The 20,431-nt window shown below is 57.6% G+C and carries 27 protein-coding genes; 16 read left to right on the top strand and 11 right to left on the bottom strand.

Going from position 1 to position 20,431, the window contains the following annotated elements:
- Positions 1-102: 102 nt before the first annotated feature.
- The gene (locus ACSQ13_RS12210) at positions 103-459 is read right to left on the bottom strand and encodes an ArsR/SmtB family transcription factor (protein ID WP_176250729.1); all 357 of its coding nucleotides are present in this window, start codon (positions 457-459) and stop codon (positions 103-105) included.
- Positions 460-710: 251 nt separating this feature from the next.
- Here ACSQ13_RS12210 and ACSQ13_RS12205 point away from each other — a divergent pair, with 251 nt between their 5' ends.
- The 5 genes from ACSQ13_RS12205 (at position 711) to ACSQ13_RS12185 (ending at position 3,306) form a co-directional block, all read left to right on the top strand.
- Complete coding sequence (locus ACSQ13_RS12205; RefSeq protein WP_176250728.1) at positions 711-1,040, top strand: AtpZ/AtpI family protein; 330 nt, start codon at positions 711-713, stop codon at positions 1,038-1,040.
- A gap of 1 nt (position 1,041) precedes the next feature.
- A complete protein-coding gene (locus tag ACSQ13_RS12200) occupies positions 1,042-1,800 on the top strand; it encodes a F0F1 ATP synthase subunit A (protein ID WP_176250727.1) in 759 nt (252 codons plus the stop codon).
- Positions 1,801-1,867: 67 nt separating this feature from the next.
- Positions 1,868-2,104 (top strand): F0F1 ATP synthase subunit C, encoded by a 237-nt coding sequence (locus ACSQ13_RS12195; protein ID WP_008227326.1) that lies wholly within the window; start codon positions 1,868-1,870, stop codon positions 2,102-2,104.
- Between the two features lie 86 nt (positions 2,105-2,190).
- Complete coding sequence (locus ACSQ13_RS12190) at positions 2,191-2,742, top strand: F0F1 ATP synthase subunit B' (RefSeq protein ID WP_295512822.1); 552 nt, start codon at positions 2,191-2,193, stop codon at positions 2,740-2,742.
- A 3-nt stretch (positions 2,743-2,745) separates the two neighbouring features.
- The gene (locus ACSQ13_RS12185; RefSeq protein WP_176250725.1) at positions 2,746-3,306 is read left to right on the top strand and encodes a F0F1 ATP synthase subunit B; all 561 of its coding nucleotides are present in this window, start codon (positions 2,746-2,748) and stop codon (positions 3,304-3,306) included.
- Positions 3,307-3,380: 74 nt separating this feature from the next.
- On the opposite strand, the gene ACSQ13_RS12180 is transcribed toward ACSQ13_RS12185, so the two are convergent.
- Positions 3,381-4,151: an FCD domain-containing protein gene (locus tag ACSQ13_RS12180; protein WP_176250724.1), complete on the bottom strand. Its 771-nt coding sequence runs from the start codon at positions 4,149-4,151 to the stop codon at positions 3,381-3,383.
- Positions 4,152-4,256: 105 nt separating this feature from the next.
- Here ACSQ13_RS12180 and ACSQ13_RS12175 point away from each other — a divergent pair, with 105 nt between their 5' ends.
- From ACSQ13_RS12175 to ACSQ13_RS12165, 3 genes are all read left to right on the top strand, one after another.
- On the top strand, positions 4,257-4,664 hold the full coding sequence (locus ACSQ13_RS12175; protein WP_255200217.1) for a hypothetical protein: 408 nt from the start codon (positions 4,257-4,259) through the stop codon (positions 4,662-4,664).
- 118 nt (positions 4,665-4,782) lie between these two features.
- Positions 4,783-8,238 (top strand): chromosome segregation protein SMC, encoded by a 3,456-nt coding sequence (gene smc / locus ACSQ13_RS12170; RefSeq protein WP_295512823.1) that lies wholly within the window; start codon positions 4,783-4,785, stop codon positions 8,236-8,238.
- A 32-nt stretch (positions 8,239-8,270) separates the two neighbouring features.
- Positions 8,271-8,624, top strand: a complete 354-nt coding sequence (locus ACSQ13_RS12165; protein ID WP_176250722.1) for a hypothetical protein — start codon at positions 8,271-8,273, stop codon at positions 8,622-8,624.
- Between the two features lie 4 nt (positions 8,625-8,628).
- Here ACSQ13_RS12165 and ACSQ13_RS12160 read toward each other — a convergent pair whose 3' ends face one another.
- Both ACSQ13_RS12160 and ACSQ13_RS12155 read right to left on the bottom strand, forming a co-directional pair.
- Complete coding sequence (locus tag ACSQ13_RS12160; RefSeq protein WP_435988106.1) at positions 8,629-9,801, bottom strand: lytic murein transglycosylase; 1,173 nt, start codon at positions 9,799-9,801, stop codon at positions 8,629-8,631.
- 168 nt (positions 9,802-9,969) lie between these two features.
- Positions 9,970-10,944, bottom strand: a complete 975-nt coding sequence (locus tag ACSQ13_RS12155) for a glutathione S-transferase family protein (RefSeq protein WP_295512824.1) — start codon at positions 10,942-10,944, stop codon at positions 9,970-9,972.
- 164 nt (positions 10,945-11,108) lie between these two features.
- On the opposite strand from ACSQ13_RS12155, the gene ACSQ13_RS12150 reads away from it, so the two are divergent.
- Positions 11,109-11,468 carry a hypothetical protein gene (locus ACSQ13_RS12150; protein WP_176250719.1) on the top strand — a complete coding sequence of 120 codons (360 nt, stop codon included), beginning with the start codon at positions 11,109-11,111 and terminating at the stop codon, positions 11,466-11,468.
- Between the two features lies 1 nt (position 11,469).
- On the opposite strand, the gene ACSQ13_RS12145 is transcribed toward ACSQ13_RS12150, so the two are convergent.
- The gene (locus tag ACSQ13_RS12145) at positions 11,470-12,639 is read right to left on the bottom strand and encodes a MalY/PatB family protein (protein WP_295512825.1); all 1,170 of its coding nucleotides are present in this window, start codon (positions 12,637-12,639) and stop codon (positions 11,470-11,472) included.
- Between the two features lie 99 nt (positions 12,640-12,738).
- Between ACSQ13_RS12145 and def (ACSQ13_RS12140) the strand changes: the two genes are divergently transcribed.
- From def (ACSQ13_RS12140) to ACSQ13_RS12120, 5 genes are read left to right on the top strand one after another with little or no spacing between them, the layout of a single operon-like run.
- On the top strand, positions 12,739-13,257 hold the full coding sequence (gene def, locus ACSQ13_RS12140; RefSeq protein ID WP_176250717.1) for a peptide deformylase: 519 nt from the start codon (positions 12,739-12,741) through the stop codon (positions 13,255-13,257).
- Complete coding sequence (def, locus tag ACSQ13_RS12135; RefSeq protein WP_176250716.1) at positions 13,254-13,721, top strand: peptide deformylase; 468 nt, start codon at positions 13,254-13,256, stop codon at positions 13,719-13,721. The genes def (ACSQ13_RS12140) and def (ACSQ13_RS12135) overlap by 4 nt, the downstream gene beginning before the upstream one ends.
- Complete coding sequence (gene def, locus ACSQ13_RS12130) at positions 13,718-14,215, top strand: peptide deformylase (protein ID WP_176250715.1); 498 nt, start codon at positions 13,718-13,720, stop codon at positions 14,213-14,215. Before def (ACSQ13_RS12135) ends, def (ACSQ13_RS12130) begins: the two co-directional genes overlap by 4 nt.
- A 4-nt stretch (positions 14,216-14,219) precedes the next feature.
- Positions 14,220-15,134: a methionyl-tRNA formyltransferase gene (gene fmt / locus ACSQ13_RS12125; RefSeq protein WP_176250714.1), complete on the top strand. Its 915-nt coding sequence runs from the start codon at positions 14,220-14,222 to the stop codon at positions 15,132-15,134.
- A 4-nt stretch (positions 15,135-15,138) separates the two neighbouring features.
- Entirely contained in the window at positions 15,139-15,378 is a 240-nt protein-coding gene (locus ACSQ13_RS12120; RefSeq protein ID WP_176250713.1) for a hypothetical protein, read from the top strand.
- Between the two features lie 2 nt (positions 15,379-15,380).
- On the opposite strand, the gene ACSQ13_RS12115 is transcribed toward ACSQ13_RS12120, so the two are convergent.
- The 6 genes from ACSQ13_RS12115 to ACSQ13_RS12090 all read right to left on the bottom strand — a co-directional run bounded on the left by ACSQ13_RS12115 (position 15,381) and on the right by ACSQ13_RS12090 (position 19,279).
- Positions 15,381-16,004, bottom strand: a complete 624-nt coding sequence (locus ACSQ13_RS12115; protein ID WP_176250712.1) for a trimeric intracellular cation channel family protein — start codon at positions 16,002-16,004, stop codon at positions 15,381-15,383.
- Complete coding sequence (gene rnhA, locus ACSQ13_RS12110) at positions 16,001-16,456, bottom strand: ribonuclease HI (protein ID WP_176250835.1); 456 nt, start codon at positions 16,454-16,456, stop codon at positions 16,001-16,003. Before rnhA ends, ACSQ13_RS12115 begins: the two co-directional genes overlap by 4 nt.
- A complete protein-coding gene (locus ACSQ13_RS12105; protein WP_176250711.1) occupies positions 16,444-17,037 on the bottom strand; it encodes a class I SAM-dependent methyltransferase in 594 nt (197 codons plus the stop codon). The genes rnhA and ACSQ13_RS12105 overlap by 13 nt, the downstream gene beginning before the upstream one ends.
- Positions 17,034-17,486 (bottom strand): DUF3429 domain-containing protein, encoded by a 453-nt coding sequence (locus tag ACSQ13_RS12100; RefSeq protein ID WP_176250710.1) that lies wholly within the window; start codon positions 17,484-17,486, stop codon positions 17,034-17,036. Before ACSQ13_RS12100 ends, ACSQ13_RS12105 begins: the two co-directional genes overlap by 4 nt.
- Positions 17,483-18,433 carry a 4-hydroxy-3-methylbut-2-enyl diphosphate reductase gene (ispH, locus tag ACSQ13_RS12095; RefSeq protein ID WP_176250709.1) on the bottom strand — a complete coding sequence of 317 codons (951 nt, stop codon included), beginning with the start codon at positions 18,431-18,433 and terminating at the stop codon, positions 17,483-17,485. The genes ACSQ13_RS12100 and ispH overlap by 4 nt, the downstream gene beginning before the upstream one ends.
- A 300-nt stretch (positions 18,434-18,733) precedes the next feature.
- Positions 18,734-19,279 carry a LabA-like NYN domain-containing protein gene (locus tag ACSQ13_RS12090; RefSeq protein WP_176250708.1) on the bottom strand — a complete coding sequence of 182 codons (546 nt, stop codon included), beginning with the start codon at positions 19,277-19,279 and terminating at the stop codon, positions 18,734-18,736.
- A gap of 126 nt (positions 19,280-19,405) precedes the next feature.
- On the opposite strand from ACSQ13_RS12090, the gene folK reads away from it, so the two are divergent.
- Entirely contained in the window at positions 19,406-20,008 is a 603-nt protein-coding gene (gene folK / locus ACSQ13_RS12085) for a 2-amino-4-hydroxy-6-hydroxymethyldihydropteridine diphosphokinase (protein ID WP_255200216.1), read from the top strand.
- Between the two features lie 69 nt (positions 20,009-20,077).
- A complete protein-coding gene (gene rpoZ, locus ACSQ13_RS12080) occupies positions 20,078-20,431 on the top strand; it encodes a DNA-directed RNA polymerase subunit omega (protein ID WP_093731733.1) in 354 nt (117 codons plus the stop codon).

The following is a 20,431-nucleotide window of genomic DNA, read 5'->3' as shown; positions in this document are numbered from 1 at the left end:
TTGTAGTTGTTCTTGCCATTTTGCGCTTTGCGTTCGGCATCATCTAACTACATCACGCCTGGCTCTTCCGTGTAATACCTCGTCATGGAAGAGCCAGTTAAACTACTCCGGCTCTTCCCCGCTAGCGTCTGACGATCCCGTTTTGATCTCCGCTGCCAAGAATTTCTCAAAATCATCCAGATTTATCGGGTCAAACTGACCGAACCCTTGCATCCACACCGATGGCAGCTTTAGCGCCGAGGGTTCAAGTTTGCACCACTTCAGACGCCCGCGTTTTTCCTGTGCGATCAGGCCCGCCCGTTCCAGCACGATCAGGTGTTTCGAAATCGCGGCCAACGACATGTCGAATGGTTCGGCTACGTCCGTTACCGCCATGTCGTCCTCAAGAAGCATGGATAGGATCGCCCGACGGGTCGGGTCGGCCAGGGCGGCAAAGATTGCGTCTAACAGGGCGGACATCTGATTTGGGTACTTCTGTTCAGGGGCGGGAATGGTGTTGGCTATCCATAGCGGATCGTATCCTCAACCAAAAGGTTGAATAATAAACGGGCGCGTTTGCAGGGGTTCTGGATACCGTGATTGACGATTTGTCGCAGCTTTCGAAATGCCAAATCGTTCAAAATCAACGGGTTAATTCGATTTGGTAACCTGTTGACTCGGATGGGCAGTGAAAGTAGCTAAGCACCAACACATCCAAAGGGATATTTGGCGTGACCGATCCGGACCAACAGCAGCGACTAGAGCAGCTTGAGGCAAAGATTGCAGCGGCAAAGAAGGCTCAAGAGCCGAAGCCCCGAGTAGATGAACATTATTCTCAGGCATCGCTTGCCTGGCGGATGGTGATTGAGCTTTGCGCCGGTCTTGGGATCGGTTTTGGCATCGGATACACGTTGGACTGGTTCTTTGGAACGCTCCCGTTGTTTATGGTGCTGTTTGTGATGCTGGGCCTTGCGGCCGGGGTAAAGACGATGCTCCGCTCTGCGCAGGAAATCCAGGAAAAGAAGATGGCCGAAACGGTCGAAGAAGATAAAGGGCCCTGACATGGCGGCAGAAGCACACGGCGAAGAAGCGGGCGGCTTGGTTTTCCACCCGATGGATCAGTTCATCGTTAAGCCGTTCTTCGGCGACGGCGCTGTTTCTTGGTACACAATCACCAACGCAACCGTCTGGATGGCACTGGCCGTTCTTGCAGTGTTTGCCTTGCTGGTTCTGGGCACCTCCAAGCGGTCGGTTGTTCCAACGCGGATGCAGTCGGTAGGCGAACTTGCTTACGGCTTTATCTACAAGATGGTCGAAGACATCTGTGGCAAAGACGGGGTCAAATATTTCCCCTACATCATGACCTTGTTCATGTTCATCGTCTTTTCCAACTTCCTTGGCCTGCTGCCAATGGCCTTCACGCCAACGTCGCATATCGCAGTTACCGCGGTCATGGCCTTTGCAGTATTCTTTGGTGTCACCATCCTTGGTTTCGTCAAGAACGGCGCTTCGTTCCTGAGCCTGTTCTGGGTCTCCAGCGCACCGCTCGCGTTGCGCCCCATTCTGGCACTGATCGAAATCATCTCGTATTTCGTGCGCCCCGTCAGCCACTCCATTCGTTTGGCGGGTAACATGATGGCCGGTCACGCTGTGATCAAGGTTTTCGCCGGCTTTGCCGCGATCGCTGCCATCGCACCGTTTTCCATCGTCGCGATCACCGCGATGTATGGTCTCGAAATCCTGGTGTCCTTTATCCAGGCCTACGTGTTCACCATCTTGACGTGTGTCTATCTGAAAGACGCGCTTCATCCGCATCACTAACAACGGGCGTGGGTCATTCTGACCTGCCCCACTTCATCACCTCAATTCCATCGTAAGGAGAATTCTCATGGAAGGCGATATCGTACAAATGGGCGCATACATTGGCGCGGGTCTGGCATGCATGGGCATGGGCGGCGCGGCAGTCGGTGTGGGCAACGTCGCAGGCAACTACCTTGCCGGCGCACTTCGCAACCCTTCGGCAGCTGCTGGTCAGACTGCAACACTGTTCATCGGCATCGCGTTTGCAGAAGCCCTGGGGATCTTCTCGTTCCTCGTTGCTCTGCTGTTGATGTTCGCCGTTTAAGCGTCAGACTGACACTTCCTTACGCTTCGGGCAGCGCGTTACGGCGCGCTGCCCAAGGGATTTGAACGTTTTGACAGGAGGCCATAATGGCAACTGAACCACTTGATATGGAAGTCGCTGGCACATGCGTTAGCGAATTCGGCGGTGCCATTGGCATGCCCCAACTTTGCGGCGAATGGTTCGGCAACCAGATCTTCTGGCTGGTCGTAGCACTTGTTGCGATTTACTTCATTCTGTCCCGCATTGCTTTGCCACGCATCGGTTCTGTTCTGGCTGAACGCCAGGGCACGATCACCAATGACATCGCTGCTGCCGAAGACCTCAAGGTCAAGGCAACAGAGGCAGAAGCAGCTTATGACAAGGCCCTGATCGATGCCCGCGCAGAAGCGCAGCGTATCATCTCAGCCGCCAAAGCAGACATTCAAGCCGATCTCGACAAAGCGATTGTGACAGCAGACGCAGAGATTGCCGCGAAAGCTGATGAATCCGAAAAAGCGATCTCCGAAATTCGCGCAGGTGCGATGCAGAACGTCGAAGAGGTGGCGAAAGACACCGCTCAGGCGATTGTTGCAGCCTTGGGTGGTTCCGCAGATGCGAAAACTGTTTCCGCGGCCGTCGAAGCCCGGATGAAAGGATAAGCCATGCGTTTGACTTTCTCAGCTTTGATTGCAGGTTTGGTGGCATCACCGGCTTTTGCAGCGGGCGACGTTTTCTTTTCGCTGAAAAACACAGATTTTATCGTGTTGTTGGCCTTCATCCTGTTCATCGGCGTTTTGTTCTATTTCAAAGTGCCATCCTTGCTGTCGGGCATGCTCGACAAGCGGGCTGACGGGATCAAGTCGGAACTGGAGGAGGCACGTGCCCTTCGCGAAGAAGCGCAGACGCTTCTTGCCAGCTACGAGCGCAAGCAACAAGAAGTAAAAGATCAGGCCGACCGGATCGTGACGGCTGCCAAAGCAGAAGCAACCGAAGCTGCCGCACAAGCCCGCGCTGACCTGGAGAAATCCATCGTACGCCGGTTGGCTGCTGCCGAAGAACAGATTGAATCTGCTCAGGCTGCTGCCGTGAAAGAAGTACGCGACCAAGCCATCGTGATCGCAATCGCCGCTGCCAAGGATGTCATCGCCAAGAAGATGACTGCCGCAGAAGGCAATGCCCTGATCGACAGCGCCATCGCGGATGTAGATGCAAAGCTGCACTAATCTTTTCAATCCTGACGAAAAGGCCTCGGAGTTTCTCCGGGGCCTTTTTTCGTTTCCGGACGTCTCGTTCTTAATCAGTCTTGCTGCGTTTCGTGCTGCAGGCGTTGGTGTGCGACGACTTCGTTGCGCTCGGCGCGTTGCTGGTCCCGCAGGGCGTTTTCGACATAGTTCAAATGCGCCTCCACGGCCATCCGCGCGCCTGCCGGATCGCGTGCTTGCAGGGCGTCATTGATGCTGCGGTGCTGGTCCAGCAGGGCCGAACGTGTGGTCCGCTGTTTGAACATCACCTGGCGGTTGTAAAATACGCCGCCCTGCAACAGGTCGTACATCGACCGCATCATATGCAGCATCACGACATTATGGCTCGCCTCGATAATCGCCATGTGGAACTGCGCATCCAGTTGCGCCTCGTCCTCGTTCGCCCGCTTGTCTTGGGCCGCCTCCATCTTGCTGAAAATCGTATCTACAACTTTCAGGTCGGTGTCTGATGCCAAACGCGCTGCGCGCTCTGCCGCCAGCCCTTCCATATCGCGGCGGAATGACAGATAGTCGAACACGGCCTCGTCATGACGGGCAAACAGTTCGATCAGGGGCGGCGAAAAGGCCCCGCCCAGCACATCGGCCACATAGACCCCCGCGCCAGGCTTGGCGGTCAAAAGCCCCGACTGTTCAAGCTGCGCAATCGCATCGCGCAACGAGGGGCGCGACACGTCAAGGCGCTTGGCCAATTCGCGTTCGGCAGGCAGGCGTTCCCCCGGGCGCAGGATCCCGCGCAAGATCAGTTGCTCTACCTGCCGGACCACAGCATGTGACAGCTTTTCAGATGATACGGGTTTAAATGGCATGGGGTCCCTCTTGAATTGGTCAAAATATATGACCACGAGCAGGTGGCGGCAATGTCTTTGTCAAAGGTTCACAGATTGTTAAGTACCGTGGGTTAGCCATTTGGCATGAAACCTGCATTTTTGTTCATCGCCATCTTGTTCGGCCTTGCGGCTTGCAACACCCCTGGGCCGCATTTCAGGGGCCTGACTGCCACACGGATCGAAGTGGACGGATCGCTATTCGACGTGCGCATTCGGGGTGAAATGGCCGAAGCGATGCGCGTTAATCCGGAATACGCCCCCCGTTTCGGGCCAATCAGAAACCGTGCGGCGCTGGCGATGTTTGCGGTCAGCGGCTGCGAGGTCAGGGACGTCTTGGGCGATCAGGCATTGGCCACCGGCGTTCTGGATTGTCGCGGGAATGGGCTAAAGTCACGGCAAACGACCCCGCCAACCTGTGTGGAGGGGGCACCACGACTGACCAAAAATCATGACCCGCCGGTCCGAAAACTGTCCTGCATGGCCCCTGCTTAACGCAATATCTTGTGGATAAGCGGCGGTAGACGGCCTTCCCTAGAGTGTTTGGATTGACAGGGCGCGGCGGATCGCGCCAACTGGCGGACATTCTAGGAATCAGCCACACGAGGGACGTTTGCGGTTTTCAAAACTCAGACTGACGGGGTTTAAAAGCTTTGTTGATCCAACCGATCTGATCATCGCCGATGGTCTGACAGGTGTGGTCGGCCCCAACGGCTGTGGAAAATCCAACCTTCTTGAAGCCTTGCGTTGGGTGATGGGTGAAAACCGGCCCACAGCGATGCGGGGCGGCGGGATGGAAGACGTCATCTTTGCCGGTGCTTCGACCCGTCCGGCCCGCAATTTTGCCGAAGTCGCGTTGCATATTGATAACACCGAACGCCTGGCCCCTGCGGGGTTCAACGACACCGACCAGATCGAAATCATCAGGCGGATCACGCGCGATGTCGGCAGCGCCTATAAAGCGGCAGGCAAGGATGTACGGGCCCGCGATGTTCAGATGTTGTTCGCAGATGCTTCGACCGGGGCACATTCCCCCGCTTTGGTACGGCAGGGCCAGATTTCGGAACTGATCAACGCAAAGCCGAAAAACCGCCGCCGCATTCTGGAAGAGGCGGCAGGGATATCCGGCCTTTATGCCCGGCGTCACGAGGCCGAATTGAAACTGAACGGTGCAGAGACAAATCTGGCCCGTGTCGATGATGTGATTGAACAGCTTGCGGCGCAACTGGCGCAACTGGCCCGTCAAGCACGGCAGGCCGCCCGCTATCGTGAAATCGGCAATGACCTGCGGAAATCCGAAGGCATGTTGTTGTACCGCCGCTGGCGCGAAGCCGATGATGCGCGCGCCACTGCGGCGGATGAACTGCGTGCCCGCGTGACAGCGGCGGCGCAGGCTGAAGGCACGGTCCGCCAAGCAGCCAAAGCACGCCAGATCGCCGAAGATGCCTTGCCGCCGTTGCGCGAGGAAGATGCGATTGCCGCAGCGGTGCTTCAGCGGCTCGGGGTGCAGCGTGATACGCTTGCCGATCAGGAAGCCCGTGCGCAGGAAACCATTGACGCGCTGACCAAGCGGATTGCACAGCTTGCCCGCGACATAGAACGCGAAGCAGGGTTGAACCGCGATGCCGGTGAAACAATCGAGCGGCTTGAGTGGGAGGCGCGGGAACTTGCAAAAGCGGGCGCTGGCCATGGCGCTGCGTTGGAAGCCGCCGCCGAAGTTGCAAGCGAGGCGGCGTCGGTTCTGCAAGCGCAAGAAGCGGGATTGTCGGAGATGACCGAGGATGTGGCCCGGCTTGCGGCCCGTCACGGATCTGCGGAACGATTGCTGGGCGATAACCGGAAAACCCTGGCCAAGTCGGAGGCCGAGGCCGAGAAAGCGCGCGACGCTGTGGCACAAAGCAAGGCTGCGCTGGTCAAAGCCGCCGCTGATTTTGATCTTGCCACTCAAGCTGAGGCGGCCGCGACACAGCAGGCGACCGATGCCGAACAGGCGTTGAATGCAGCGGAGGAAGCCCGCGCCCAGACCCAAAGCCGCGAAGCTGACGCGCGCGCGGAGCGATCGGAAGCCGAAGGCGAGATGAACGCCTTGCGGGCGGAAGCGGGTGCGCTGGCCAAGCTGGTGGAACGGGACACGGCAGAGGGCGGCCAAATTCTGGACCGTTTGCAGGTCGAACACGGGTTTGAAAAAGCGCTTGGTGCTGCCTTGGCGGATGATCTGCGCGCCCCCCAAGTCGACGCGGATGGCCCCTCGGGCTGGGCGGTCTTGCCTGCCTATGACGTGGTGCAGCCCTTGCCTGATGGGGTGACAGCATTGACGGCGCATGTGTCATTGCCCGATGTTCTGGCCCGCCGGATGAGCCAGATCGGACTGGTCGAAGCCGATGATGGCCCGCGTTTGCAAGCTGCATTGAAGCCGGGGCAACGGCTGGTATCGCCCGAAGGGGATTTGTGGCGGTGGGACGGGTTCAGGGCCTGGGCCGAGGATGCGCCTTCGGCTGCCGCGCTAAGGTTGCAGCAAATCAACCGCTTGGAAGTATTGAAACAATCGCTGGAGCAAGCAAGCCAACGGGCCGACGGCGCGCGTGATGCCCATGATGCGTTGCAGCGCACCTTGGCCGCGCAAACGCTTGCGGACAAACAGGCCCGTGAGGCGCGGCGCGATGCCGACCGCGCAGTTGCGGATGCAGGCCGCGCCCTGAGCAGGGCTGAAGCCGACCGCAATCTTGCTCAGGGGCGGTTGGAAAGTCTGGATCTGGCCGTATCGCGCCACGAGGAAGAGGCCATGGCCGGCCGCCAGCAGGTGATGGAGGCAGAGCGCGCGCTGGCCGATCTGGACGATGTGGCAGAGGCCCGCGAAGGCGTCGAGACATTGCGCATGAGCGTTGAGGGGGCACGGATTGCGATGATGTCGCGCCGGTCTGCCCATGACGAGTTGCGCCGCGAAGGCGATGCCCGCCTGAAGCGGTCGCAAGAAGTCACCAAGGAGCTGAGCGGTTGGCGGCATCGCCTTGAGACTGCGGAAAAGCGCAGCGCGGAGCTGGTGGACCGCAAAACCGGGTCCGAGGCCGAGCTGAAAGAAGCGAACGCGGCACCAGCCGAGATTGCCGCCAAGCGGGATGAGTTGACGGAGGCGATCACAATCGCAGATGCCCGCAAGGCTGAAGCCGCAGATCGTTTGTCGGTCGCGGAGGGGACGTTGCGCGAGGCGACGATAGCAGAGCGCGATGCAGAGCGCCTGGCCTCGGAGGCGCGGGAGGCCCGCGCGCGGTCCGAGGCGCGGGCGGATGCGGCCAAGGAAACCGTGGCCTATGCCGCAGAGCGGATTGCCGAAGACCAGCAAATGACGCCGAACCAATTGTTGACATCTCTGGACGTTGATCCTGACCAGATGCCGGCATCTGAGGCTTTGGAAACCGACGTGAACCGGCTCAAGCGTCAGCGGGAGGCATTGGGGGCGGTGAACCTGCGCGCCGAAGAAGACGCCCGCGAGGTTCAGGAAGAGCACGACAATCTGACAAAAGAAAAAGACGACCTGACCGAAGCGATCAAGACGTTGCGCAGTGGCATTTCGAGCCTGAACCGAGAGGGGCGCGAGCGGCTTTTGACGGCCTTCGAGCAGGTGAACAGCAATTTCACGATGTTGTTCCGGCACCTGTTCAACGGTGGCGAGGCGAATTTGGTCATGGTCGAATCAGAGGACCCGCTTGAGGCAGGCCTGGAGATCATGTGCCAGCCACCGGGCAAAAAGCTGAGCACCTTGAGCTTGCTGTCTGGCGGAGAGCAAACCCTGACGGCGATGGCGCTGATCTTTGCGGTATTCCTGGCCAACCCCGCACCGATCTGTGTGCTGGACGAAGTCGACGCCCCGCTGGACGATGCGAACGTGACGCGGTTTTGCGATTTGCTGGATGAAATGTGTCGTCAGACGAATACGCGGTTTTTGATTATCACCCATCACGCGGTCACGATGGCACGGATGGACCGCCTGTTTGGTGTCACCATGGCCGAACAAGGCGTCAGTCAGCTGGTATCGGTTGATTTGAAAAAGGCCGAAAAACTGGTCGCCTAGTTATTTGGCGCTGGCTGCCCTAGGGTGCTGGAATGCGTCTTTTGATCCTTTCGTTTTTCATCGTCTTTTCAACCTCTGCCGTGGCCCAGAATTGGGCGGAACGTCAGGGTGATGTGGTCTTATCTATGGATGAGATTACCGATCTGATATCAGGCAAGGTGCTTGGGTTCTATGATGACGGGCAGTCCAGTTACCGTGCGGATGGCGGGTACAGATATACTTACGCCAATGGCGATACGGCTGAGGGTCGGTTCACGGTCAAAGACGATGGCCGTGTTTGTGTGACATTCGAGAACGGGCGCAGCCGCTGCGACAGGTTCGTATCGAGCGGCGGGCGGATGACGCTTTTGACCGCGCAGGGCGACCGTTTCCCGGTCAAGCCGTGAGGCCCTAAAGCCCCGTCAAAAGCGTGATTGTGGGCCAGCCGTCGGCGGGCATGCCAAGGCGCTTTTGTTCTGCACGCACCGCGCTACGGGTTCCGGCCCCCAATATCCCGTCAATGGCACCAACATCATATCCTTTGGCACGCAGCTGGGTCTGGAGCTGTTTCATCTGATCGCTTGATAAACCCTGATCCGGATTTCCGGCCTCGTAAATCGGGGCACCCTTCAGGCGGTTTGCGAAATAGGCAGCGGTCAGAACGTAGGTAAAGCTTTGGTTCCATTCAAAATAGACGTTGAAATTGGGATAGGCCAAAAAAGTCGGCCCCTTGTGCCCTTGCGGCGAAAGAAGCGACGCTTGCAGGTTTTCCGCCAGCCCACCATCGCGCGCCGTCAGACCCAGTGCAGCCCATTCCGCCCCCTTCAATGTCGTCTCAAGCCCGCTGAGCGACCAGTCGAAACCGGCTGGTACAACGACTTCTTCAAGCCAGGGTTGGCCAGCCGTCCAGCCAAGGCTTTGCAGCATTTTGCCGCCAGACATCAGCGCATCCGCCACTGACGTTTTCAGGGATACCTGGCCATCCCCATCCCCGTCGATCCCGTTTTCAAGGATGTCTTTTGGCAGCATCTGGACCATCCCGATCTCGCCTGCCCAAGCGCCCGTTGTGGTGGCGGGATCAAACGCACCGCGTGCAAAAAGCTTGATTGCGGCAATGACCTGGGGGCGGAAAAGTTCGGGGCGGCGGCAGTCGTGGGCCAAGGTAACAAGCGCATTTGCGGTGTTGTTGTCGCCCTGAAAAGTGCCGTAATCGGTTTCGAACGCCCAAAACGCCAGCAGCACGCCGCGATCGACGCCAAATTCGGTTTCGACGCGGGTGAAAATGGCATCATGTTTTTGCCCGTTTGAAATGCCCCGGTTCAGGCGATCCGTCGAGATAAGCGCGCGGGAAAAGTCGATAAAGGGTTTTTGAAAAACCCCTTGCGCGCCATCCGCCCGCAACACTTCAGGGTCGTGGCGTACGGTTTGGAAAAACGCATCGGCTTGGGCGCTTGAAATCCCTTCGACGACGGCGTCGGCCTTCAGGCCTTGGATAAACGCGTTGAAATCACCGCCGCAGGGTGTTTCTGATTGGGCTGTTGCCGCAGCGAGGGTCATACAGGCCCCCCAAAGTAATTCGCGCATAACCGTTTCCTTTTCAGCACTTCGCAATCCTGCTGAAAGTAGTATCGAAAACGAAGACGTCAAAACTTTGACCCGTATAGGGGCTAAGCGGGTCAATCGGGGGCCGGGTATGGGCAAAGGTATGCGCAGCACGACAAGCATGCATCGTGCTGGCATGGTGTTTTCGAACTAGCCCCGCCCGTGTGGTGCAGTGAAATCCAGTGCCGGATTGATCGGGATGATCCGGTTGGGGTTAATCGTATCGTGGCTATAGTGATAATGGCGCACGATGTGGTCCATCTTGACGGTGTCAGCGACGCCGGGCGTTTGATACAATTCGCGGGTGTAGGCCCAAAGGTGCGGGTAGTCGACGATCCGTCTGCGATTACATTTGAAATGCAGATGGTAGACATTGTCGAAGCGCACCAAGGTGGTGAATAGCCGCCAGTCGGCTTCTGTCAGCGTGTCACCGGCGAGATATTTTTGGGTGGCAAGAATGTCTTCGATCCAGTCGAGGCTTTCGAAAAGAGGATGGACCGCATCGTCATAGGCGTCTTGTGTCGTGGCAAAGCCGCATTTGTAGACGCCGTTGTTCACCGTGTCATACACACGGTCGTTGACCGTCTCGATCCGGCTGCGCAGGTGTTCAGGCCAGAAATCGGCGGTGTTACCGGTGATCCCGTCAAAAGCACTGTTGAGCATACGGATGATTTCGGAGGATTCGTTGGAAACGATGGTTTCGTTGATTTTGTCCCACAAGATCGGAACCGTCACGCGGCCGCTGAACTTGCGGTCCGCGCGGGTATAGATGTCGCGGGCATAGGGCAGGTCATACAAGGCGTCACCTGTGGCACCGGGAAAACCGGTGTCAAAGGTCCAGCCTTCACCCAGCATTTCAGGATGTACGGCAGAAATGGATATATGGTCCTCGAGCCCTTTGAGAGCGCGGAAAATCAGCGCGCGGTGCGCCCAGGGACAGGCATAGCTGACATAAAGATGGTAGCGCCCGCTTTCGGCTTTGAACCCGCTGTCGCCGCTGGGGCCGGCACTGCCGTCCGACGTCACCCAATTGCGAAACTTTGCAGCCGAGCGTTCGAATTTCCCGCCGGTTGCGCTCGTATCGTACCATTGGTCTTTCCAGACGCCATCTACCAAAAGTCCCATTGATCACTCCTTTACCTTGAGAGGCTAAACTAACGGTCACTGGGAATAAGAACACCGGTATGAATGCACATCAGCCCTGCAAAGATGCACCACATTAATCTTTTTGGGCACATCGGTTGATTTCATCCTGTATCACGTCATTCTGTTTAAAAACGGGGGGTAAGATGGAAATTTCACTATCAAAGGATATTCAAGCCGGCCTTGATGCTGCGCGTCTGCAAAGCCTGCGCAAGGCGTCCAGATTGCGAATCGATGTGGATGGAACCCGGCATCAGGTGCTGCGCCATTGGAGCACCGGTTTCTCGATGGACGCCAAAACCGCCCCAAAATTGCGCGGTCTGGTTGATCTCTATGATGGGTCGATCCACTTGCTTCAATGCCTGGTTGTCGCCACCCAAGAGGAAAGCGGCGAGATGCAGTTCGAATTCAAACGCGCCACCAAAGTATCCGAGAAAGCGGCGCTTGATTTTGAACGGGCATCCGACGCGCCCGTGGCTTTGATTGCCATGGACGCACCGGTTTAGGTTACTGAAGGTCGCTGAACGCCTCGCGCAGTCGGGTGCAGGCTTCCTCCACCCGTGCGCGCGGGGTGGCGATGTTGAAGCGCATGAACGTCTCGCCGCCTTTGCCAAAGGTCGGGCCGTGGTTGGCGGCGATTTCGGCGTTTTGTTCGACCCTTTTGGTGAATTCTGACGGGTCCATGCCTGTCCCTTCGAAATCAACCCAAGCCAGATAGGTTGATTCCAGCGGCATCGACTGCAAGCCGGGAATGGAATTGACCGTCGCGTCGAAAATTCTGCGGTTGTCATCCAGATAGGCGACCAGTTCATCGACCCATGCGGCCCCTTCAGGCGAATAGGCCGCAGTCGCCATCACCAGACCGAATGAATTTGGCGACACCCCCATTGCGTTCATACGTGCTGCAAAGGTCGCGCGTAGCGCGGGGTCGGGGATGATCACATTGCCCGAATGGCTGCCCGCGATGTTGAAGGTTTTTGTTGTCGCGGTCATCATCACCAGACGATCCTGCACATCGTCGATCAGTGCCATCGGAGTATGTTTCGTGCCGGGGAAAACCAGATCGTGATGGATTTCGTCTGAAACCAGCACCAGATCGTGACGCTTGGCAAAGGCTGCGACCTGCGCCAGTTCGTCCTTTGTCCAGACGCGGCCACCGGGGTTATGCGGCGAGCAGAACACCAGCATGGTTTCGTTGCCGGCCATTTGCGCGTCATAGGCATCGAAATCCAGCGTGTAGCGGCCTTTGTTGTTGACCAGTTCGCATTCGACAACCTTGCGACCCGCAGCCGAGATAACCCGCGCAAAAGCGTGATAAACCGGCGTGAAAAGCACCACCCCGTCGCCGGGCTTGGTAAAGGCATCGACGCACATGGATGTACCGTTCACCAACCCATGTGTTGTGAAAATCCAGTCTTGATCGACTTTCCAGCCGTGACGGTTTTCCATCCACCACTGGATCGCGGCCAGATATTTGCTGTCATCCCCGAAATAGCCGTAAACACCATGATCCAGCATCCCTTGCAGGGCGTTTTGCACGACCGCAGGCGGGCGGAAATCCATATCAGCGACCCACATGGCAATACCTGTGTCTGCGGGCACGCCATAGATCGGCTCCATCTTGTCCCATTTCGCGCAATGGGTCCCGCGGCGGTCGATGATTTCGTCAAAATCCATGGGTCGCTCCTGATATATTTTGGCGATACGCTAAACGTAATCTGCCTGACCGCAAGCCCTGAGGTTGCAGCGGGCCACGGGTTACCCTAAATCAACTTCATGAAACGCAATATCCTTCTTCACCCCGATCCTCGTCTGAAAAAACTCTGCGCGCCTGTCACTGATATGACAGACGAATTGCGCAGCTTGGCTGATGATATGCTGGCAACCATGTATGATGCACCGGGCATCGGCCTTGCTGCACCCCAAGTGGGTGTGCTGGACCGCTTGATCGTGATGGATTGCGTCAAGGAAGAAGGCGAGCCCTCACGCCCGTTGATCATGTTCAACCCCGAAGTCATCGCGGCCTCGGATGATCTGAACACCTATGAGGAAGGGTGTTTGTCGATCCCCGATCAATACGCGGATGTGACCCGGCCAGCCGAGGTTGACGTGCGCTGGATCGACCGCGACGGCAAGGAACATACCGAGACATTCAGCAAGCTTTGGGCGACCTGTGTGCAGCACGAGATTGATCACCTGGATGGCAAGCTGTTCATCGATTACCTCAAGCCGTTGAAGCGTCAGATGATCACCCGCAAGATGACCAAGCTCAAACGCGAACTGGCCCGCGGATGAGCGTGCTGGACATCGTCATCTGGCCGGATGCGCGGTTGACGCAGATTTGTCAGCCGGTCGACGCGATCACGCCCGAAATTGAGCGGTTGATGGCTGACATGTTCGACACGATGTATGACGCGCCCGGGCGTGGCTTGGCGGCCCCGCAGGTGGGCCGGACCGAACGTATTTTCGTGTTTGATGCGAATTGGAAAGACGGCACGCCGACGCCGATCGCATGTGTGAACCCTGAAATTATCGCCCTGTCCGAGGATCGTCTGACCGGAGAGGAAGGGTGCCTGTCTATCCCCGGTGTCCCGATGGACATCGCGCGTGCGGCCCAAGTTACCCTGCGGTGGACCGACCTTGAGGGCACCCACGAGCGCAGCTTTACCGGAGCCGAGGCCGTGATCATCCAGCATGAATACGACCATCTGGATGGCATCGTGATCTATGACCGTGTTGAAAAGGATGCCGCCCGATGACGGTTCGCAAGATCGTGCCATGGCCCAATGTCTGCCTGCGCACAGCTGCGGCTGACGTCACCGAGATTACGGATGAAATCCGCAGTCTTTGGGATGATATGATTGATACGATGGATGCCATGCCCGGTGTCGGTCTTGCGGCGACGCAGATCGGGGTGATGTTGCGCGTTGCTGTGGTCGATGCATCGCAGGGGCGCAACAAGCGGATCAGGCTGGCTAACCCCGAGGTGCTGGATGCCTCTGCCATCATGAACGAACATGACGAGGCCAGTCCGAATCTGCCCGGTGTATCGGCCAAGGTGAAACGCCCGCGTGGCGTGACGGTGCGCTATCTTGATGAAAACGGCGTTGTGACACGCCGCGATTTTGTGGGCCTCGAGGCGACCAGCGTGCAGCACCAGATCGACCATCTGGCCGGCAAGATGTATTTCGATAATCTAAGCAAAACCCGCCGGGATATGGTGCTGCGCAAGGCGCGGAAATTCAAAGGATAGCCACATGCGCGTGATCTTTATGGGGACGCCTGAATTTTCAGTGCCGGTTCTGGATGCATTGGTATTGGCGGGTCACGAGGTCGTTTGCGTTTACTGCCAGCCGCCGCGCCCTGCGGGACGTGGCAAGAAAGATCGCCCCAGCCCCGTGCAAAGCCGGGCCGAGGTTTTGGGCCTACCCGTGCGCCATCCCGTTTCGCTGAAAACGCCCGAAGCACAGGCGGAATTTGCTGCGTTGAACGCGGATGTTGCCGTGGTGGTTGCCTATGGACTGATCCTGCCGCAGGCGATCCTTGATGCGCCGGCGCAGGGCTGTCTGAACATTCATGCCAGCCTTTTGCCGCGCTGGCGGGGGGCGGCACCCATTCACCGTGCGATCATGGCGGGCGATGCCGAAACCGGCGTTTGCATCATGCAGATGGAGGCCGGTCTGGACACAGGCCCCGTCATCTTGCGCGAAGCGACCCCGATCCGGACAACGGAAACAACGATCCAGTTGCATGACCGGCTGAGCGAAATGGGCGCGCGGTTGATCGTCGATGCTTTGGCTCGGCTGCCTGATCTTGCGCCGGAAAAACAGCCCGAAGACGGCGTGACCTATGCCGCCAAGATCGACAAATCAGAGGCGCATATCGACTGGACCAAGCCAGCGATTGAGGTCGACCGGCTGATCCGTGGCTTGTCACCCTTTCCGGGGGCGTGGTTCGATCTGGAGGGCACGCGCATCAAAGTATTGGGGTCGTCGCTTGCCCAGGGCAGCGGTGCCGCGGGCGAGGTACTGGACCGTACCCTGCGGATTGCCTGCGGCGAGGGCGCTGTGCAACTGACACGCTTGCAACGCGCGGGCAAAGCAGCGCAAGATATCGATGTATTCCAGCAAGGTGCGCAAATCGCGCCGGGCACGATTTTGGGCAAAGGATAGCCAGATGTTTCCATCCATGATCGGTACTGTCGTGATCGCCGGGATCGTCGGCTATCTGGCGGAAAAGTCGGGTTTTACCCGCAACGGCATTCTGGCGTCGATCATCATTTGTGTGGGCGGGGCGTTCTTGTTCTACTTTGTGCGCCTGATGTTCGGCTTTGGGTTCAATTCTCCCGGGGTGAATGCGATTGTGTCGTCCATCGGCGCATTGATCATTGTGCCTTTTCACTGGCGTCGCAAATAGGTTTAGACGCGGGGCGGACGGCTTTTGTAGACGGGCAGGTTCCACCCGAAATACAGTGACCCTGCGCGCAAGACCCATGTCACACAGGCCCCTGCAAAAAGCGCTATGGCATCGTCGCCAACAAAGCTGCGAGTGACGACAGCCGTGGCAGACCCTGCAAAGGCTGCCGTGACATAAAGCTCACCTTGGGTCAGAACCAGTGGCACTTCGCCTACCACCACATCACGCATGAGGCCGCCCATGCAGCCGGTGATCATGCCCATCAGCACCACGATCGTTGGCGATTGATCCAGCGACAAAGCCACACCGGCCCCCGCTGCAACGGCGACCGCCAGCGCGAAACTGTCCAGCCAGATCAAGGTGCGATAGCGGCTTTCAAGCAGATGCGCGGTAAAGAAGACGACCATTGAGGCAAAGGCGGCAACCCCCAGATAGGTCGGGTTGTCGATCCAGAAGATCGGGTTGCGGTCCAGCAACAGGTCGCGCAGCGTGCCGCCACCCAAAGCGGTCAGACATGCGATAAACGCAAATCCCACCAGATCAAGCTGGGCGCGGCTGGCGACCAAGGCACCGGTGATCGCAAAGACCAGAACCGACGCGTAATCAAGAAGGCTGATCAGGCTCATTTGCCTTTGAACGGGGCCATGCCCGCCCTTGCCAGTTCATCGGCACGTTCGTTTTCAGGATGGCCCGCGTGGCCCTTGACCCATTCCCACGTCACCTTGTGGCTTGCGTTGGCCGCATCCAGACGTTGCCACAGCTCGGCGTTTTTGACGGGCTTTTTAGCAGCGTTCTTCCAGCCGTTTTTCTTCCAGCCGTAGATCCAGCCGGTGATGCCATTTTTGACATAGTTGCTGTCGGTCACGATGGTGATTTCCGTGGAACGCGCCAGTGCCTCAAGCGCGCTGATCGCGGCCATCAATTCCATCCGGTTGTTGGTGGTGTTGGCTTCGCCGCCCTTAAGCTCGCGTTCCTTGATGATTTTTCCGTCTTCGATTGCGCGCATCAAGACGCCCCAGCCGCCGGGGCCGGGATTACCTGAACAGGCCCCATCGGTGTATGCAATCAGTTTCGCCATGCGCGCAGGCATAGCCAGTCTGCATCGGTGCCGTCCAGCCCCTTATCGCATCCTTTTGCATGGTCTTTCACAATCAGCCCCGCATCGGCGATCAGCCCTGTCAATTCGTCTTGGGTGAAATAGGTGTATAGCCTGCCAAGCGCGTCCCGACCGGACCCGGTGCCGGTTTTCACGGCGATATGAAAAACACCGTTGGGGCGCAGGGCCTTTGCGATGTTTGACAGATGGCGCGGCATCTCGCTGCGCGGTGCATGGAGCAAGCTGAAGTTGGCCCATATCCCGTCATAAAGACCGGTGCCTGTCAGATCATCAAAGCTGGCAACCCTGGCGGTAACGCCGGTCTTTTGTGCCGCAAGTTCGACCATTTCCGGTACCGGATCCGTCGCGGTGACCGTAAGGCCAGCAAGGGCCATTTGTTCTGCTGCAATCCCCGGACCGCAGCCCAGATCCAGAACAGCGCCACCGGGTTTTACGGCGTCAATAAACGCGCGCAGTTGCGGATCGCGGGCAAGATTCCGGGTGACTTCGGCATATTCCAGCGCTTTGGCCGCATAAACGCCAAGGGTCTCAGGATCGCTCACAGAAATACGCCAGTGGCGAGGCAGATCAGGACGATTGCCGTCAGCAACACGCGCAGTTTCATCCACCATTCAGGGGCAAGCCCCCACCGCCAGAATGCGAAATCCAGCACCAGCAATCCCGCGAAGCCGAACATCAGGTTCATGCCCGCGCCCACAGGGCCGCCACCGGTCATGAAAAACGCCCAGAGTGCCGGAATGACGGCAAGGGTGTAACCTGTCGCCGCCTGCGCGCCATCGGCTTTGGTTGCAAAACCCCACAACACGCCAGACATGAAAGACAGGATCACAGCGCCATAGAAAAGCTGGATATAGGGGCCAACAAATCGACCGCCCAGATTATCGGCGGCCCATGTGGCAAGCGGTTCGTTCACCACGGTCAGCGCACCCCAGATGAAGGGGGTCAGCCCGGCAAGGCCCAGGATCAGCGGGGCGCGGGGAATGGTCATCATGCGGGCACCCGAAGCACGCGGGGGACTTTGAATTCGACATTCTCGATCGCGGTCTCAATCAGTTCTTCGGTGACGGCATAGCGCGACTTAAAGGCGTCGATGACCTCGTTGATCAACACTTCGGGGGCCGAAGCACCGGCAGTGATCCCGATGCTTTTGATCCCGTCCAGCGCCCGCCAGTCGATGTCATCGGCCCGTTGCACAAGCTGGGCATAGGAACAGCCGGCGCGCGCGCCGACTTCGACCAAGCGTTTGGAGTTGCTGGAGTTCGGGGCCCCAACCACCAGCATCGCATCGCATTTGGGTGCCATCGCCTTTACCGCTTCCTGGCGGTTGGTCGTGGCATAGCAGATGTCTTCTTTGTGCGGGCCGACGATGGCAGGGAAACGCGCGTTCAGCGCTGCCACGATATCGGCGGTGTCGTCGACGCTCAGGGTTGTCTGTGTGACATAGGCCAGTTTCAGCGGATCGCGGACCTGAACCTTGGCGACGTCTTGCGGGGTTTCGACCAGCAGCACCTCGCCTTCGGGCAACTGGCCCATCGTTCCAACGGTTTCGGGATGCCCCTCGTGACCGATCATGATCATCTGAAGCCCCGCATCCGAATGACGTTGCGCTTCGATGTGGACCTTGCTGACCAAGGGGCAGGTGGCGTCGACAAAGACCATGTTGCGGGCTTGTGCGGCATTGGGGACCGATTTTGGCACGCCGTGCGCCGAAAAGATCACCGGACGGTCGTCGGGGCATTCGGACAGTTCCTCGACGAAAACCGCCCCCTTGTCGCGCAAACCGTCGACGACAAATTTGTTATGAACGATTTCATGGCGGACATAGACAGGCGCGCCCCATTTTTCGATCGCCATCTCAACAATCTTGATGGCGCGGTCCACGCCTGCGCAAAACCCGCGCGGGGCTGCCAGATAAAGGGTCAGCGGTGCTTTTGACATGTCCAGCTCCTTGGTTCGCACGTTAGATAAGTGTTGAGGGCATCTTCGTCCAGACCGCGAGGGGACGGGGCCGCGCCGCAATCGCGGCACTGGTAAAAAACCAACAGTGATCCTGCGCGATAGGCCACTTCGCACAAGCGCGGCTTTGTACGGCAAAGGCATCCCCCAAAAAAGGGGATCAGACGAATCAGAAAATATGGTAAGTTCCATGCGCAGTGTTCATTTTTAGCTGCGTCAAAACATTTCAGAATGGGTGCCCGCGCCGCCTGTTATGCAGGTGTTGCGGGCTTTTTCGACCGATTACTCGTCGTTGGCCTCGCGCGGTGGGCGGCCGATCACGTCACGCAGGTCTTCCAATTCGATAAAGTTGTCCACCTGGCGGCGCAAATCGTCCGAGATCATCGGCGGCTGGCTGCGGATGGTGCTGACAACAGACACGCGCACACCTTGGCGCTGCAAGCTTTCAACCAGTGGACGGAAGTCGCCATCACCCGAGAAGATAACGATGTGGTCCAGATGTGGCGCAAGTTCCATCGCGTCTACAGCCAGTTCGATGTCCATGTTGCCTTTGACTTTGCGGCGGCCCATGCTGTCTGTGTATTCTTTCGCGGGCTTGGTCACCATGGTGAAGCCGTTGTAATTCAGCCAATCGACCAAGGGACGGATCGGGGAATATTCTTCGTTTTCAAGCAAGGCTGTATAATAAAACGCGCGCAACAGCTTGCCGCGGCGCATAAATTCAGTCCGTAGCAGTTTGTAGTCGATATCGAAGCCAAGGCTTTTTGCGGCCGCATAAAGATTTGAACCATCAATGAATAATGCTAGTCGCTCGTCTTTATAAAACATCAAATGTCCTTAGAAATAAACTTGAGAAGAAATATCCTCAAAACAAGATACCATAAACTACGGGTTTTTTGCCTGAAAACAATATTACCCTAAAAGCACCCCTAACAATTTTTGAGGAGGCAGCAAGTGGGAAACAACCATGAAACAAGCCAAAACACCGCGCAGAATCTGAAAACTGCTTTGGTTGCCTTGGGAAGCAATCAATCATCGGTTGAGGGTGGTCCGGCAGAGACGATCTTGAGGGCTATTCAAATTATGGAATGTAAAGGGTTTAAAATCCAGGCAGCAAGCCGGATGTATGTAAACCCTGCTTTTCCGGCCGGATCGGGACCGGAGTATACTAACGCAGTGGTTGCAATTTCCACAAATCTGGCTTGCGACGAAATTCTTGAGATTTTGCATGAGATCGAGGCCGAGTTGGGGCGCGAACGGGATGTCCGGTGGGGGTCACGTACTGTTGATCTGGACCTTCTGGCGGTCGAGGCGCTGGTCTTGCCGGATGTGCAGATGCAGAATCACTGGCGTGCCCTGCCGCTTCCCGATCAGATGCGCCAAGCCCCCGAGCAGTTGATACTTCCGCATCCCCGCCTCCAAGACAGGGCTTTTGTACTGGTTCCTATGGCCGAAATCACGCCGGACTGGCTGCATCCGACACTAAAAAAGACTGTTTTGCAGATGTTGAATGACCTGCCACAACAAGATAGGGATGAAGTCAGACCGACTGAATAAGCCCTTGTAAATCTCGCAAAGGGCTTCTAAATAGTCGGCTTCTTGCAGCATTCATGATTGGAGCATCCTATGGCCCGCGTCACCGTTGAAGATTGTGTGGACAAAGTTCCAAACCGGTTCGAGCTTGTTATGCTTGCTGCGCACCGTGCCCGTGAAATTGCAGCAGGTTCGCCTGTTACAGTTGACCGTGACAATGATAAAAACCCTGTCGTTTCCTTGCGCGAAATCGCTGATGAAACGCAGTCTGCCGACGATCTGCGCGAGCGTCTGATCGAAAGCAACCAGAACCAGATCGAAGTCGACGAGCCCGAAGAAGACGCAATGGCGTTGTTGATGGGTGCCGAGCAAGACAAGCCGGAAGAAGACAGCATGTCAGAAGAAATGCTGCTGCGGCAGTTGATGGCAGCACAAGGGCAGGGCTAA

Source organism: Sulfitobacter sp. SH22, assembly GCF_965641905.1.
In the GTDB taxonomy this organism is placed as follows: Bacteria; Pseudomonadota; Alphaproteobacteria; order Rhodobacterales; family Rhodobacteraceae; genus Sulfitobacter.
Note: the sequence above shows the minus strand (reverse complement) of the source record. Positions and strands in the feature narration are given on the sequence as shown.

Coding starts and splice junctions, on each gene's coding strand:
- ACSQ13_RS12210 (WP_176250729.1), bottom strand. CDS start 459: ATGTCCGCCCTGTTAGACGCAATCTTTGCCGCCCTGGCCGACCCGACC.
- ACSQ13_RS12200 (WP_176250727.1), top strand. CDS start 1,042: ATGGCGGCAGAAGCACACGGCGAAGAAGCGGGCGGCTTGGTTTTCCAC.
- ACSQ13_RS12195 (WP_008227326.1), top strand. CDS start 1,868: ATGGAAGGCGATATCGTACAAATGGGCGCATACATTGGCGCGGGTCTG.
- ACSQ13_RS12190 (WP_295512822.1), top strand. CDS start 2,191: ATGGCAACTGAACCACTTGATATGGAAGTCGCTGGCACATGCGTTAGC.
- ACSQ13_RS12185 (WP_176250725.1), top strand. CDS start 2,746: ATGCGTTTGACTTTCTCAGCTTTGATTGCAGGTTTGGTGGCATCACCG.
- ACSQ13_RS12180 (WP_176250724.1), bottom strand. CDS start 4,151: ATGCCATTTAAACCCGTATCATCTGAAAAGCTGTCACATGCTGTGGTC.
- ACSQ13_RS12175 (WP_255200217.1), top strand. CDS start 4,257: ATGAAACCTGCATTTTTGTTCATCGCCATCTTGTTCGGCCTTGCGGCT.
- ACSQ13_RS12165 (WP_176250722.1), top strand. CDS start 8,271: ATGCGTCTTTTGATCCTTTCGTTTTTCATCGTCTTTTCAACCTCTGCC.
- ACSQ13_RS12160 (WP_435988106.1), bottom strand. CDS start 9,801: ATGCGCGAATTACTTTGGGGGGCCTGTATGACCCTCGCTGCGGCAACA.
- ACSQ13_RS12155 (WP_295512824.1), bottom strand. CDS start 10,944: ATGGGACTTTTGGTAGATGGCGTCTGGAAAGACCAATGGTACGATACG.
- ACSQ13_RS12150 (WP_176250719.1), top strand. CDS start 11,109: ATGGAAATTTCACTATCAAAGGATATTCAAGCCGGCCTTGATGCTGCG.
- ACSQ13_RS12145 (WP_295512825.1), bottom strand. CDS start 12,639: ATGGATTTTGACGAAATCATCGACCGCCGCGGGACCCATTGCGCGAAA.
- def (WP_176250717.1), top strand. CDS start 12,739: ATGAAACGCAATATCCTTCTTCACCCCGATCCTCGTCTGAAAAAACTC.
- def (WP_176250716.1), top strand. CDS start 13,254: ATGAGCGTGCTGGACATCGTCATCTGGCCGGATGCGCGGTTGACGCAG.
- def (WP_176250715.1), top strand. CDS start 13,718: ATGACGGTTCGCAAGATCGTGCCATGGCCCAATGTCTGCCTGCGCACA.
- fmt (WP_176250714.1), top strand. CDS start 14,220: ATGCGCGTGATCTTTATGGGGACGCCTGAATTTTCAGTGCCGGTTCTG.
- ACSQ13_RS12120 (WP_176250713.1), top strand. CDS start 15,139: ATGTTTCCATCCATGATCGGTACTGTCGTGATCGCCGGGATCGTCGGC.
- ACSQ13_RS12115 (WP_176250712.1), bottom strand. CDS start 16,004: ATGAGCCTGATCAGCCTTCTTGATTACGCGTCGGTTCTGGTCTTTGCG.
- rnhA (WP_176250835.1), bottom strand. CDS start 16,456: ATGGCGAAACTGATTGCATACACCGATGGGGCCTGTTCAGGTAATCCC.
- ACSQ13_RS12100 (WP_176250710.1), bottom strand. CDS start 17,486: ATGATGACCATTCCCCGCGCCCCGCTGATCCTGGGCCTTGCCGGGCTG.
- ispH (WP_176250709.1), bottom strand. CDS start 18,433: ATGTCAAAAGCACCGCTGACCCTTTATCTGGCAGCCCCGCGCGGGTTT.
- ACSQ13_RS12090 (WP_176250708.1), bottom strand. CDS start 19,279: ATGTTTTATAAAGACGAGCGACTAGCATTATTCATTGATGGTTCAAAT.
- rpoZ (WP_093731733.1), top strand. CDS start 20,078: ATGGCCCGCGTCACCGTTGAAGATTGTGTGGACAAAGTTCCAAACCGG.